Source organism: Pseudoalteromonas undina (assembly GCF_000238275.3).
Lineage (GTDB): Bacteria > Pseudomonadota > Gammaproteobacteria > Enterobacterales > Alteromonadaceae > Pseudoalteromonas > Pseudoalteromonas undina.
Genome location: NZ_AHCF03000003.1, coordinates 809,768 through 822,805, shown reverse-complemented (window position 1 = coordinate 822,805; position 13,038 = coordinate 809,768). Strand labels below are relative to the sequence as shown.

The following is a 13,038-nucleotide window of genomic DNA, read 5'->3' as shown; positions in this document are numbered from 1 at the left end:
TTATGAATACTCCCTTTGAACTTTCGCTGATTGCGCCGGCGAAACTAAATTTATTTTTACATATTAATGGTCGCCGTGATGATGGCTATCATGAATTAGAAACCCTATTTACATTTTTAAACTATGGCGACGAGCTCCATTTTACGCTTACTAATGATAAAAATATTAGTATTAGCGGTGACACTCATGGCATTGCGCTAACTGACAACTTAATTTATAAAGCAGCTTTATTATTGCAAACTCAGTGTAAAGTGAATTTAGGTGCAAAAATAAATTTAACTAAACGTTTGCCTATGGGCGGAGGTGTTGGTGGTGGTTCATCCGATGCTGCGTCAACACTTTTAGCGCTTAACACACTGTGGAATACCGCTCTTACACTAGATGAACTTGCAGATTTAGGCTTGAATCTCGGTGCAGACGTACCTGTATTCATTAAAGGTAAAAGTGCCATAGCACATGGCATTGGCGAGCAATTAGAGTATGTTAAATTGCCACAAAAATGGTACTGCGTTGTTTTTCCAAACCAGCATGTCAGTACTGCACAAATATTTACTCACCCCGATTTAAAACGTGACACGCCTAAACTTTTAGGTGACTGGCAACAACAGGTTTTGACTAACGATTGTGAGCCTTTAGTGAAAAAGCTGTGTCCCGAGGTTGAAAAAACCCTGCAGTGGTTGCTAAAATACGCCCCATCAAAGATGACCGGAACAGGTTCATGTTGTTTTGTTGAATTTGCTAGTCAAGTTCAAGCACAAGATGTACTTGCTAACCTCCCCCATACTTGGCAGGGGTTTATCGCATCAAGCGTTAATACTTCTCCTGCTCACACGGAGTTAGCCGCCATCATTGATAAATGAAGTAACGTACAAGTAATCATAAGTTAACCTACTTTGTTCATTCAATGTAAGTTAGTCCAAAAATTCAGTGCCTGAGGAACCCTACCGTGCCTGACATGAAGCTCTTCGCTGGTAACGCAACACCTGACCTAGCTCAAAAAGTTGCAAAACGTTTATATATTGAATTAGGCGATGCTGTTGTTGGCCGTTTTAGTGACGGTGAGATCAGTGTTCAAATTAATGAAAATGTTCGTGGCTCGGATGTTTTTATCTTACAATCAACCTGTGCCCCTACTAACGATAACCTGATGGAACTTATCGTTATGGTTGATGCGCTACGCCGTGCATCTGCCGGTCGTATCACTGCTGTTATTCCTTATTTTGGTTATGCTCGTCAAGATCGTCGTGTACGTTCTGCACGTGTGCCAATTACAGCTAAAGTGGTTGCGGATTTCTTATCAAGTGTAGGTGTTGACCGCGTTCTTACGGTTGATTTACATGCTGAGCAAATCCAAGGCTTCTTCGATGTACCAGTAGATAACGTATTTGGCAGCCCGGTATTATTAGAAGATATGAAAAACCGCGACTTTGATGACGTGGTTGTTGTATCACCTGATATTGGTGGTGTTGTACGTGCCCGTGCAATTGCAAAACTATTAAACGATACCGACCTAGCTATTATTGATAAACGTCGCCCTCAAGCTAACGTTTCTCAAGTAATGCATATTATTGGTGACGTTGAAGGTCGTGATTGTATTATTGTTGATGACATGATTGATACCGGTGGTACATTGTGTAAAGCAGCTGAAGCTCTTAAAGAGCATGGTGCTAAACGTGTATTTGCTTACGCTACTCACCCTATTCTTTCTGGTACAGCTGCAGAAAACTTACGTAACTCTGTGATTGATGAAGTGATTGTAACTGACTCAATACCACTGTCTGACGAACTAAAAGCGCTTGATATTGTTAAAGTATTAACACTTGCAGATATGTTAGCAGAGACTATTCGTCGCATTAGCAACGAAGAATCTATCTCGGCAATGTTTGAACATTAAAGTTAAACATTAATGAGTATAAAAGCGCCTTTTGGCGCTTTTTTTGTAGGTGATGTTTATTTTATAAACCCGCAGTGGTATGATAGCGCGCCTTTTGGCTAGGGACCTTGGTCGCAAAGGCCCTAACACTTTTAATTATTGGAGACATCATGTCTAACACAACTTATACTTATGACGCTGAACTTCGCGTAGAAACTGGTACTGGTGCGAGCCGCCGCCTACGTCGCGAAGACAAAGTGCCGGCAATCCTTTATGGAGCTGATAAAGAAGCTTTATCGCTTACTTTTGAACATAAAGATATGATCAAAGCACAAGAAGACGAAGGCTTTTACACTCACATCCTTACATTAAATGTAGGTGGCGAGAAAGTTGAAGCTATCTTAAAAGATATCCAACGTCACCCTTTCAAGCCTAAGCTTACTCACCTTGATTTCCAACGTGTAGACGCAACTCACAAACTAGTAACTAAGGTTCCTTTACACTTCATCGGTGAAGATAAAGTAACTAAGTTAGGTGCAACTGTTGTTCACCAGTTAACTGAAGTTGAGATTTCTTGTCTTCCTAAGTCACTTCCAGAATTCATCGAAGTAGACGTATCTGATCTTGTAGCTGGTGATTCAATCCACCTTACAGATCTTGCGTTCCCTAAAGGTGTTCAATCTGTTGAGCTTGGTAAAGGCGAAGGCCACGATCAGTCTATCGTTACTATCAAAGCTAACAAAGCAGCTCCAACTGAAGACGACGCTTCAGACGCTGCAGAATAATATTTAAGGTCTCGCACCTTGAATTCTATTCAAATGCTTGTGGGCCTGGCTAATCCAGGCCCCGAATACGCAAATACACGCCACAACGCAGGTGCTTGGTTCATTCAAGAACTCGCTGCACGCTACAACTGCACGCTAAAACACGACCCTAAATATCACGGCCTTACTGGCAAAGTGATTATTCAAGGCAAAGAATTCAAATTACTGATCCCCACCACTTACATGAACTTAAGTGGCAAAGCGGTGAGTAGTTTATCCAATTTTTTTAAAATCCCAGTGGAAGACATACTTGTCGCCCATGATGAATTGGATTTAGACCCAGGCGTTGCCAAATTAAAAAAAGGCGGCGGACATGGCGGTCATAATGGCTTAAAAGACATTATTGCAAAAATGGCAAATCAAAAAGACTTTATGCGCTTACGCATAGGTGTTGGTCATCCAGGACATCGTGAAATGGTCACCGGTTGGGTGCTTGGAAAAGCAGCCAAGGAAGATCAGGAAAAAATGGATGCCGCAGTTGATGAAGCAGTTCGTTGTATGGAAATACTTGCTAAAGACGGTGTGTTAAAAGCACAAAACAGACTACATTCGTTTAAACCCTAATTTTTAGGGGTATACGTACACACGTTTTAAACGAATCTAAACAAGGTATCTTACTATGGGTTTTAAATGTGGCATCGTTGGCTTGCCTAATGTTGGTAAATCAACACTTTTCAATGCATTGACTAAAGCGGGTATTGAAGCCGCTAATTTTCCTTTTTGTACCATTGAACCTAATACAGGTGTGGTACCGGTGCCAGATCCTCGCCTAGACGAACTTGCTAAAATTGTTAACCCACAACGTATTCTTACAACAAGTATGGAATTTGTGGATATTGCAGGTTTAGTTAAAGGTGCATCGAAAGGTGAAGGCCTAGGCAATCAGTTTTTAGCAAATATTCGTGAAACAGATGCGATTGGCCATGTAGTTCGCTGTTTTGAAGATGAAAACGTTATTCACGTAGCGGGTACTATTGACCCTGCGGACGACATTGACGTGATCAACACTGAGCTTGTACTTGCTGATATGGACAGTGCTGATAAAGCAATTTTCCGTAATGCAAAAAAAGCAAAAGGCGGTGATAAAGACGCAAAAGAGCAAAATGCAGTACTTGAAAAAGTAAAAGTGCATCTTGATGAAGGCTTAACTTTACGTTCTTTAGCACTAACAAAAGAAGAAAAAGCAGCAATTGCGCCTATTAACTTCTTAACCATCAAACCAACTATGTATATTGCCAATGTAGCAGAAGATGGATTTGAAAATAACCCACTACTTGATCGTGTACGTGAAATAGCTGCCGCTGAAGATGCGGTTGTTGTGCCTGTGTGTGCTGCCATCGAGTCTGAGCTTTCTGAGCTTGAAGATGAAGACAAGTTAGAGTTTATGGCTGATCTTGGTCTTGAAGAGCCAGGGCTTAACCTTGTTATTCGTGGCGGTTATGAATTACTGCACTTACAAACCTACTTTACTGCGGGTGTAAAAGAAGTTCGTGCATGGACTATCCCTGTGGGTGCAACAGCGCCACAAGCTGCAGGTAAAATCCATACCGACTTTGAACGTGGCTTTATCCGTGCACAAACAATTGCTTTTGATGACTTTATTGCATGTAAAGGCGAAAGCGGTGCAAAAGAAGCAGGTAAAATGCGTCAAGAAGGTAAAGAATACATTGTTAAAGATGGCGATGTAATGAACTTCTTGTTCAACGTATAATTAAACACTGCACCACCTTGAGTGGCTAATTGTTTTGAAAGGCTCGTTTTTACGGGCCTTTTTTATTTTCAGCCGAATAAAAACAATAATTAGCTACTTTTACCATAAGCTCAGAATTGTAAAACAAAGCTATAATTACAATGCTACGCTCATAAAGAGTGTTAAAAAAGCAACGTTTTAATTAAAAAGTAGCCGGTTAGCCTATTTTTCCTGCAAACAAACCAACTTAAGTGTTTTTTTGCAAAAAAGGTGTTGACGAATTTGGGGCATATCAGCATAATACGCCCCGCACTCAGCGATGAAGTGCTAACAAAAAAGATGGCTAAGTAGCTCAGCTGGTTAGAGCACATCACTCATAATGATGGGGTCACAGGTTCAAATCCCGTCTTAGCCACCATTTATTTTTTGTTGCTCAATGAAGAGTTTAAAATAACTACCATTTCTTTGATTAATTCAAAGCGATAATGCGGGAGTGGCGGAATTGGTAGACGCGCTGGATTTAGGTTCCAGTATCTTAGGATGTGAGAGTTCAAGTCTCTCCTTCCGCACCATATTCTTGATGAGAATTAAAATTATCAATTGTTTATTGTTGGGATATCGCCAAGCGGTAAGGCACCAGGTTTTGATCCTGGCATTCCCAGGTTCAAATCCTGGTATCCCAGCCAACAATGGCTAAGTAGCTCAGCTGGTTAGAGCACATCACTCATAATGATGGGGTCACAGGTTCAAATCCCGTCTTAGCCACCATTTCTTTTTAGAAATGGCTCTGCAAGAGTTAAATTGCAACTCAATGAAGAGTTTAAAATAACTACCATTTCTTTGATTAATTCAAAGTGATAATGCGGGAGTGGCGGAATTGGTAGACGCGCTGGATTTAGGTTCCAGTATCTTAGGATGTGAGAGTTCAAGTCTCTCCTTCCGCACCATATTCTTTGATAAGAATTAAAATTATCAGCAATTTCTTAGTTGGGATATCGCCAAGCGGTAAGGCACCAGGTTTTGATCCTGGCATTCCCAGGTTCAAATCCTGGTATCCCAGCCAACTTCTTCTACCAAAGAACGTTGAATTAAGAAAGCTCTGTTAAGAGTATAAATATAAGCCTGTATGCGGGAGTGGCGGAATTGGTAGACGCGCTGGATTTAGGTTCCAGTATCTTAGGATGTGAGAGTTCAAGTCTCTCCTTCCGCACCACATTCTTGATAAGAATTAAAATTATCAGCAATTTCTTAGTTGGGATATCGCCAAGCGGTAAGGCACCAGGTTTTGATCCTGGCATTCCCAGGTTCAAATCCTGGTATCCCAGCCAACTTCTTCTACCAAAGAGCGTTGTATAAGAAAACTCTGTTAAGAGTATAAATATAAGCCTGTATGCGGGAGTGGCGGAATTGGTAGACGCGCTGGATTTAGGTTCCAGTATCTTAGGATGTGAGAGTTCAAGTCTCTCCTTCCGCACCATGTTCTTAACTAGAACTAAAACTCATCCAAATTTAGAGTTGGGATATCGCCAAGCGGTAAGGCACCAGGTTTTGATCCTGGCATTCCCAGGTTCAAATCCTGGTATCCCAGCCAATTTGCACACTTCTTTGATTACACTTCACGATTTATCCTCAATTCCAATTATATAATTTATATCTTTAATTTTTTTTACCTTTATAATTTACACCACTTTTTCTTGGGCATAAAAAAAGACCCAAATTTGAGCCTTTTAATAACTATAAGTATTTTAACTAAGCTCACCGCTTATTGCGTATTTCAGCACCCAGTTTTTTACCGGCCCTGTATTATTAGCTAACTTTAAAAATGTGCTGCGCGCCCATTTTAATGGGGCTATTTGATTTGAGAAACCAAAGTAGCAAGCATCCATCATACTCATCATTAACAAATTAGCGTTACGACGACTACGCTCGTATTCTTTAAGCATTAGCGGGCACCCTACATCATCAGCTGTACGTAACACTTCAGCTAAAGCAGCTACATCTTGAAAGCCTAAATTAACACCCTGTCCTGCCAGAGGATTAATGGTGTGCGCCGCATCACCCACTAAAACGAGTCTGCCTTGTGAATAATTATTGGCATGCTGCCTTGCCAGAGGAAATATAGCATGGCTTTGTACTTCAAAATCACCAGCAAGCTTTGGAAACTTTTCAATAATATGGGCTTTTAATTCGCTAGGTTGTAGGGCTTTAAATGCTTTGAGGGTATTTGCATCGTCATACCAAATTAAATTTGCATAAGGTGCTTGCATAGGTAAAAACGCAACAGGCCCTGTAGGTGTAAACTGCTGCCATGTTTTAACTTGTTGTGGTGCATCGAGCTTTATTAGCACGCCCATACAATGCTGCTGATATTGCCAACCAGTTATACCAATATTGGCTTTGCTGCGTAATTGTGATTGCCCACCATCCGCTGCAATGACTAAATCAGCAGTATAGCTTTGTTCGTTGTAGTGCAAGGTAATGCTGTCAGGGTTTTGCTCTATTGCCGTTAAAGCCGATGAAGGATTAATCATTTCAATATTATGTTGCACAAATTGCTGCCATAAACTGGCTTGAATTAGCTTATTTTCGATTAAATGACCTAAATGGGTGGTATTAATAGCATGACAATCAAATAATAAATGATCATTACCTCGTTCAAAGGTCTCTAATTGTTCATAGGGAGCCAATCTATTTGCTCTCAGTAATGGCATTGCACCGAGCTGATCAAGCAATTTTTCCGAAAAGCGATTAATAGCCGAAACACGTATATCAACCTCATCACTGTTAAGTACCTGTGGTGCATCTATTGGGTGTTTTTCAATAACACGTACGGCTTTGCCTTGTTGCGCTAATTTAATAGCCATAGCGGCACCAACCATGCCGCCCCCTACTACAATTACATTATTTTTAGTCATGTTTTTCATCATTTTAATTCTGACTTAACTCTGCTTAGATTGTATCGTAATTAGTTTGCTCAGTGTGAGCGCTTCGCTTAATTCTATTATTAAACCCATACTATATTGATTTCAGATCACAAACATGAAATCTATACTTGGTTTTGAGCGTGTATCCAGCTAAAATACGCGTCCTTTAAGTCGAGCGAAATTTTAATAATTCCGCCACTTATACCTGTTTCTAGCACATATTTGTGCCACTATCGAATTGAACACGAGGCTATATTTCAATGAGCAAAAAGCTGCATATTAAAACCTGGGGTTGTCAGATGAACGAATACGACTCTCAGAAAATGGCTGATCTTCTAGATGCTACCAACGGCTATCAGCTAACTGAAGAAGCTGCTGATGCTGATGTTATCTTACTTAACACCTGTTCAATTCGTGAAAAAGCGCAAGAAAAAGTATTTCACCAACTAGGTCGTTGGAAGTTATTAAAAGATGACAAACCAGACCTTATTATTGGTGTAGGCGGCTGTGTTGCATCACAAGAAGGTGATTCAATTCGCCAACGTGCTCCGTTTGTTGATGTTATTTTTGGTCCACAAACTTTGCACCGTTTACCTGAGATGATTAAACAAGTACAAGGCGATAAAGGTTCATCTGTAGTTGATATTTCATTCCCTGAGATTGAAAAATTTGACCGCTTACCTGAACCTAAAGCGGAAGGTCCTTCTGCGTTTGTATCAATTATGGAAGGTTGTTCTAAATACTGTACTTTCTGTGTTGTGCCTTACACCCGTGGTGAAGAAGTAAGCCGCCCTGTTGATGATGTATTATTAGAAGTTGCACAGTTAGCCGAGCAAGGCGTACGTGAAGTTAACCTATTAGGTCAAAACGTAAATGCATACCGTGGTGATACACACGATGGTGAAATTTGCTATTTCTCAGATCTAATTCGTTTAGTGGCTGCAATTGACGGGATTGACCGTATTCGTTACACCACCTCACACCCTGTAGAGTTTACACCAGACATTATTGATGCGTACGCTGATGTGCCTGAACTGGTTGATCACTTACACCTTCCAGTACAAAGTGGTTCAGACCGTGTTTTAAACTTAATGAAACGCGGTCATACTGCTCTTGAGTACAAATCAACAATTCGTAAGCTACGTAAAATTCGCCCTAACCTAAGCATGTCGTCAGATTTCATCATAGGTTTCCCAGGTGAAAGCAAGGCCGATTTTGAAGCTACTATGAACCTTATCAACGATATTGGTTTTGATATGAGCTTTAGCTTTATTTACAGCGCACGCCCAGGTACACCAGCAGCCGATTTGCCAGATGACGTAACCGAGCAAGAGAAAAAAGAACGCCTGTACTTATTGCAAAATCGTATTACGCAAATGGCACAGCAAATTAGCCGCCAAATGTTTGATACTGAGCAACGTATTTTAGTTGAAGGTCCTTCTAAGAAGAACCCGATGGAACTACGTGGCCGAACTGAAAACAACCGTGTAGTTAACTTTGTTGGCCCACACACAGTGATCGGTCAGTTTGTTGATGTACGTATTACCGAGGCACTACCAAACTCTTTACGTGGCGATTTAATTCGTACAGAATCAGAAATGAACTTACGCCGCGAAATTGCGCCTTCTGCTATTTTAACTAAAGCAGCGAGTGAGCAAAAAACCGAGACAGCTAACGAAATTGGCGTCGCTACTTTCGTACCTTAGTTGCAAAAATTCATTGCGCCAGTTAACGCTGGCGCACTGTAATAGGAAGTAATTTTGAGTAATCAGTTAAAAACATTAGAGATTTATTTAGAACCTGCCGACAACAAACGCCTTTCTTCATTATGTGGCCCGTTTGACGAAAACATCAAACAAATTGAACGCCGTCTAGGTGTTGAAATTATTCATCGTGATAACTTTTTTAAAGTAACCGGTAAACTACACAGTAGCGCCGGCGCGGTAGAGATCTTAAAAAACCTTTATATTGATACTCAACCTGTACGTGGGGAAATTGGCGAAATTGAGCCTGACAACGTACATTTAGCCATCACTGAGTCTAAAGCGCTTGAGCAAGATGTTGCACACAGTGCTTATGGCAAAGAAATGATGATTAAAACCCGTCGTGGCGTTATTAAACCGCGAAACGATAACCAAGGCTTGTATGTTGCTAATATTTTGCACCACGACATTACCTTTGGTATTGGCCCTGCAGGTACAGGTAAAACCTATCTTGCTGTTGCAGCGGCAGTTGATGCACTAGAGCGCCAAGAAATACGCCGTATATTGCTCACTCGCCCTGCGGTTGAAGCGGGTGAAAAACTCGGCTTTTTACCGGGTGACTTAAGCCAAAAAATAGACCCTTACTTACGCCCACTTTACGATGCCTTATTTGAAATGCTTGGCTTTGAGCGTGTTGAAAAACTGATTGAAAAAAACATCATTGAAATTGCGCCATTGGCTTACATGCGTGGGCGCACACTTAATGATGCGTTTATTATTTTAGATGAAAGCCAAAATACCACTACAGAGCAAATGAAAATGTTCTTAACCCGTATTGGTTTTAATTCTAAAGCAGTGATCACCGGCGATATAACCCAAGTTGATTTACCTCGGGGTGCGCGCTCAGGTCTTCGCCATGCTATTGAAGTGTTAGATGGCGTTGATGAAATTAGCTTTAACTTTTTCAAATCGCACGATGTGGTACGCCACCCTGTAGTAGCCCGCATTGTAGAAGCGTATGAGCGCAACGATGAGCGTGAACGCCTTAAGCGATTAGAGAAACAACAAGCCAAAGAAGCGCTTGCCGCTCAAGAGCAACCTGCTACTAAAGAGTAATACCGTGAAAACAGAACTTGATTTACAAATAGCGTGTGAGTTTGACAACTTACCCAGCCTTGAGCAGTTTGCCATGTGGGCCGATAAAGTACTTAGCCAATATCGTGATGAGTCTGAGCTGACCATTGTCATCAGCGATGAAGAACAGTCGCAACAGCTCAATAATGACTACCGAGGTAAAAATAAGCCTACCAACGTATTATCATTTGAATTTGAAGCGCCACCGGGTATTGATATCCCACTTGTGGGTGACTTAATTATTTGTCCTGCCATTGTTTTGGCTGAGGCGCAAGAGCAAGAAAAGTCATTTCATGACCACTTTGCTCATATGGTTATTCATGGATGCTTGCATTTACTTGGATTTGACCATATAAAGAGTGAAGACGCGTTAGAGATGGAAAGCATAGAAAAGCAATTACTTGCTGAACTAAACATAGCAGACCCATATCGGGACGATATTTAAATAAACGGAGCAATTAGACGTAATGAGCGACGATAACTCGCAATCTAGCCAGGGTTCTTCTGGCAAAACTTGGCTGGGTCGTATAACCCAGATGTTGCAAGGGGAACCCCAGAATAGAGAAGAGCTGGTTGAGGTAATTGCCGATGCCCAAGAGCGGGATGTAATCGATCCTGAAACCAAAGAAATGATTGAAGGTGTGCTTGGCGTGTCTGAGCTCAAAGTGCGAGATATTATGATCCCGCGCTCACAAATGGTCACTTTGGAAATTGATAGCCCGCTTGAAGAGCACATACCTATGATGGTTGACTCTACCCACTCTCGTTTCCCGGTAGTGTGTGAAGATAAAGACCATGTAGAAGGGATTTTACTCGCAAAAGACTTATTACCCCTCATTTTAAATAAAGATGAGCATTTACCATCGCTACGTGACTATTTGCGCCCTGCCATGGTAGTGCCTGAAAGTAAACGGGTGGATACCCTGCTTAATGAATTTCGTCAGCAACGCTACCATATGGCGATTGTAATTGATGAATACGGCGGTGTATCGGGTTTAGTAACCATTGAAGATATTCTTGAGATCATTGTTGGCGAAATCGAAGATGAGCACGATGAAGAAGAAGAACAACAAGATATTCGTCAACTGGCTAAGCATGTTTACGTTGTGCAGGCACTGACCCCTGTAGATGACTTTAACGAGCATTTTAAATCAGGTTATAGCTCGCAAGACGCCGATACTATTGGTGGTACCGTGTTACACGCCTTTGGCCATATGCCGAGCCGTGGCGAAACCATCGATATAGAAGGATTTCAGTTTAAAGTAACCAATTCTGATAATCGTCGAATATTGCAACTGCAAGTCACCATTCCTAAGGCTGATGATAACGACAGTGAAGAAACTGCTAACTAGTCTCACCCTACTAGCAAAAGATAAAAAAGCATGGCTCGCACTGGTTGCGGGCCTTGTTTTAACTTTTAGCTACGCGCCTTTTGGTATTTGGCCGATTGTATTTTTTAGCATAGGCTCGCTATTTTTTTGTATTCCTGCAAACCTTAATGGAAAAGTACATGCTAAAACCGCCGCTAAATATGGCTTTATATTTGGTCTAGGCTGGTTTGGTGCAGGTATAAGTTGGGTACATGTTTCTATCGCCACCTTTGGCGGTATGCCACTGGTCGCCTCAATTGCATTAATGACACTGCTTTGTAGCTACCTTGCGTTATTTCCTGCGCTGGCGCTGTGGGCAACTACTCGCTTTTCAAACGGTTCTATAAGTTTTGCAGCGCTATTACTCCCTTGTTTTGCTATTAGTGAATATTTGCGTGCCAACCTGTTAACTGGTTTTCCTTGGTTAAGCTTTGGTTATACACAAACCGATAGCCCTCTGAATGCCCTTGCTCCTTTAATTGGTGAATTTGGGCTCACGCTATTATGTATTGCCATTGGCTTTGCATTGTACAGCTTAGCGCAAAAACAATTTAAAATGCCTGTTGTTACCGCTGCTGTGGTTTTGCTTGTCTTCGCAGGCGCACACTTTACAAAGGTAACCCATTACTCCGATAAAGACCTCTCTGTGCTGCTTGTACAAGGTAATATAAAACAACACTTGCGCTTTGACCCCAGTGAGTTTTGGACCACCATGAGTCAGTATCAGGATATGACGCGCCGTCACTGGGATGCCGATTTAATTGTGTGGCCTGAAGCTGCAGTGCCTGAAATAGAAGCGCTTGCCGATTCGTATTTAGCAGGCTTAGACAGTGCCGCCTCATTTAATAAAACCGCATTAGTGACCGGTATTGTCGATTACCAACGCGACACTAAAACCATTTTCAATACCCTGATTGTGGTCGGTAACAAAGAGCAAAGTGATGAACACGGCCACTATCGTTACTTAGATAGTAACCGCTATCAAAAGCATCAATTACTGCCGATTGGTGAGTTTGTTCCCTTTGAAGACATACTACGCCCCATCGCTCCGTTATTTGATTTGCCTATGTCATCGTTCTCTCGCGGTGATAAAGTGCAAAATAACTTACGTGCGAATGGCTTTAACCTACTGCCTGCTATTTGCTACGAAATAGTATTTGCCGATCTAGTGCGGGGTAATTATAAAAGCGACTCAGACATATTATTTACGGTGAGTAATGATGCTTGGTTTGGTGATTCAATCGGCCCTCACCAGCATATGCAAATTGCCCGCATGCGCGCCCTTGAACTACAACGTCCACTAATACGTGTTACCAACAACGGTATAAGTGGCGTATACGACCCAATAAGCCAAACACGCCAAACTATGCCACAGTTTGAAGCTACCACACTCAAAGCCAATATAAAGCTCATACAAGGGGATAGCGTGTATAGCCAATACAGCAATGGGTTTGTATGGGGATTTATATTGTTATTGGGTATGATTGGATTTGGGGTTAGGTTTAAGAAGTAAACTATAG

Annotated in this window: 11 protein-coding genes and 10 tRNA genes; 20 read left to right on the top strand and 1 reads right to left on the bottom strand. The window is 41.5% G+C overall.

Translation table 11 applies throughout. The features are described from left to right. The first annotated feature begins 2 nt into the window (after positions 1-2). From ispE to PUND_RS07370, 15 genes are all read left to right on the top strand, one after another. On the top strand, positions 3-860 hold the full coding sequence (gene ispE, locus PUND_RS07440) for a 4-(cytidine 5'-diphospho)-2-C-methyl-D-erythritol kinase (RefSeq protein WP_010388343.1): 858 nt from the start codon (positions 3-5) through the stop codon (positions 858-860). A gap of 86 nt (positions 861-946) precedes the next feature. Continuing rightward, positions 947-1,894, top strand: a complete 948-nt coding sequence (locus PUND_RS07435; protein ID WP_008115168.1) for a ribose-phosphate pyrophosphokinase — start codon at positions 947-949, stop codon at positions 1,892-1,894. Between the two features lie 149 nt (positions 1,895-2,043). Further along, positions 2,044-2,658: a 50S ribosomal protein L25/general stress protein Ctc gene (locus PUND_RS07430; protein ID WP_010388341.1), complete on the top strand. Its 615-nt coding sequence runs from the start codon at positions 2,044-2,046 to the stop codon at positions 2,656-2,658. A gap of 18 nt (positions 2,659-2,676) precedes the next feature. Beyond that, a complete protein-coding gene (gene pth, locus PUND_RS07425) occupies positions 2,677-3,261 on the top strand; it encodes an aminoacyl-tRNA hydrolase (protein WP_010388338.1) in 585 nt (194 codons plus the stop codon). 55 nt (positions 3,262-3,316) lie between these two features. After that, the gene (ychF, locus tag PUND_RS07420) at positions 3,317-4,408 is read left to right on the top strand and encodes a redox-regulated ATPase YchF (protein WP_008115165.1); all 1,092 of its coding nucleotides are present in this window, start codon (positions 3,317-3,319) and stop codon (positions 4,406-4,408) included. Positions 4,409-4,728: 320 nt separating this feature from the next. Then, a tRNA-Met gene (locus PUND_RS07415) sits at positions 4,729-4,805 on the top strand. 69 nt (positions 4,806-4,874) lie between these two features. After that, positions 4,875-4,959, top strand: a tRNA-Leu gene (locus PUND_RS07410). Positions 4,960-4,998: 39 nt separating this feature from the next. Further along, positions 4,999-5,073, top strand: a tRNA-Gln gene (locus tag PUND_RS07405). A 5-nt stretch (positions 5,074-5,078) separates the two neighbouring features. Next, positions 5,079-5,155 (top strand) — tRNA-Met (locus tag PUND_RS07400). Between the two features lie 94 nt (positions 5,156-5,249). Then, positions 5,250-5,334, top strand: a tRNA-Leu gene (locus PUND_RS07395). A gap of 41 nt (positions 5,335-5,375) precedes the next feature. Continuing rightward, positions 5,376-5,450, top strand: a tRNA-Gln gene (locus PUND_RS07390). Between the two features lie 65 nt (positions 5,451-5,515). Beyond that, positions 5,516-5,600, top strand: a tRNA-Leu gene (locus tag PUND_RS07385). Positions 5,601-5,640: 40 nt separating this feature from the next. Continuing rightward, positions 5,641-5,715, top strand: a tRNA-Gln gene (locus PUND_RS07380). Positions 5,716-5,779: 64 nt separating this feature from the next. Further along, a tRNA-Leu gene (locus PUND_RS07375) sits at positions 5,780-5,864 on the top strand. Positions 5,865-5,903: 39 nt separating this feature from the next. Further along, positions 5,904-5,978: transfer RNA gene (locus tag PUND_RS07370), tRNA-Gln, on the top strand. Positions 5,979-6,132: 154 nt separating this feature from the next. Here the strand turns inward: PUND_RS07370 and PUND_RS07365 are convergent. Next, the gene (locus PUND_RS07365) at positions 6,133-7,314 is read right to left on the bottom strand and encodes an FAD-dependent oxidoreductase (protein WP_041709701.1); all 1,182 of its coding nucleotides are present in this window, start codon (positions 7,312-7,314) and stop codon (positions 6,133-6,135) included. A gap of 257 nt (positions 7,315-7,571) precedes the next feature. Here PUND_RS07365 and miaB point away from each other — a divergent pair, with 257 nt between their 5' ends. Genes miaB through lnt form a run of 5 tightly spaced genes read left to right on the top strand, consistent with a single transcriptional unit; the run spans position 7,572 to position 13,031 of the window. Beyond that, complete coding sequence (miaB, locus tag PUND_RS07360) at positions 7,572-9,017, top strand: tRNA (N6-isopentenyl adenosine(37)-C2)-methylthiotransferase MiaB (RefSeq protein WP_010388336.1); 1,446 nt, start codon at positions 7,572-7,574, stop codon at positions 9,015-9,017. A 54-nt stretch (positions 9,018-9,071) separates the two neighbouring features. Continuing rightward, on the top strand, positions 9,072-10,130 hold the full coding sequence (locus tag PUND_RS07355; protein ID WP_010388333.1) for a PhoH family protein: 1,059 nt from the start codon (positions 9,072-9,074) through the stop codon (positions 10,128-10,130). Positions 10,131-10,134: 4 nt separating this feature from the next. After that, positions 10,135-10,593 carry an rRNA maturation RNase YbeY gene (gene ybeY, locus PUND_RS07350; RefSeq protein WP_010388332.1) on the top strand — a complete coding sequence of 153 codons (459 nt, stop codon included), beginning with the start codon at positions 10,135-10,137 and terminating at the stop codon, positions 10,591-10,593. A gap of 22 nt (positions 10,594-10,615) precedes the next feature. Next, positions 10,616-11,500: a CNNM family magnesium/cobalt transport protein CorC gene (gene corC / locus PUND_RS07345; RefSeq protein WP_010388331.1), complete on the top strand. Its 885-nt coding sequence runs from the start codon at positions 10,616-10,618 to the stop codon at positions 11,498-11,500. Continuing rightward, entirely contained in the window at positions 11,481-13,031 is a 1,551-nt protein-coding gene (lnt, locus tag PUND_RS07340; RefSeq protein WP_010388330.1) for an apolipoprotein N-acyltransferase, read from the top strand. Before corC ends, lnt begins: the two co-directional genes overlap by 20 nt. Positions 13,032-13,038: the final 7 nt, after the last annotated feature.

What these genes read in the sequence shown, in the direction of transcription:
- ychF (WP_008115165.1), top strand. Translation starts at nt 3,317, where the DNA reads ATGGGTTTTAAATGTGGCATCGTTGGCTTGCCTAATGTTGGTAAATCA.
- PUND_RS07430 (WP_010388341.1), top strand. Translation starts at nt 2,044, where the DNA reads ATGTCTAACACAACTTATACTTATGACGCTGAACTTCGCGTAGAAACT.
- miaB (WP_010388336.1), top strand. Translation starts at nt 7,572, where the DNA reads ATGAGCAAAAAGCTGCATATTAAAACCTGGGGTTGTCAGATGAACGAA.
- ispE (WP_010388343.1), top strand. Translation starts at nt 3, where the DNA reads ATGAATACTCCCTTTGAACTTTCGCTGATTGCGCCGGCGAAACTAAAT.
- PUND_RS07365 (WP_041709701.1), bottom strand. Translation starts at nt 7,314, where the DNA reads ATGATGAAAAACATGACTAAAAATAATGTAATTGTAGTAGGGGGCGGC.
- corC (WP_010388331.1), top strand. Translation starts at nt 10,616, where the DNA reads ATGAGCGACGATAACTCGCAATCTAGCCAGGGTTCTTCTGGCAAAACT.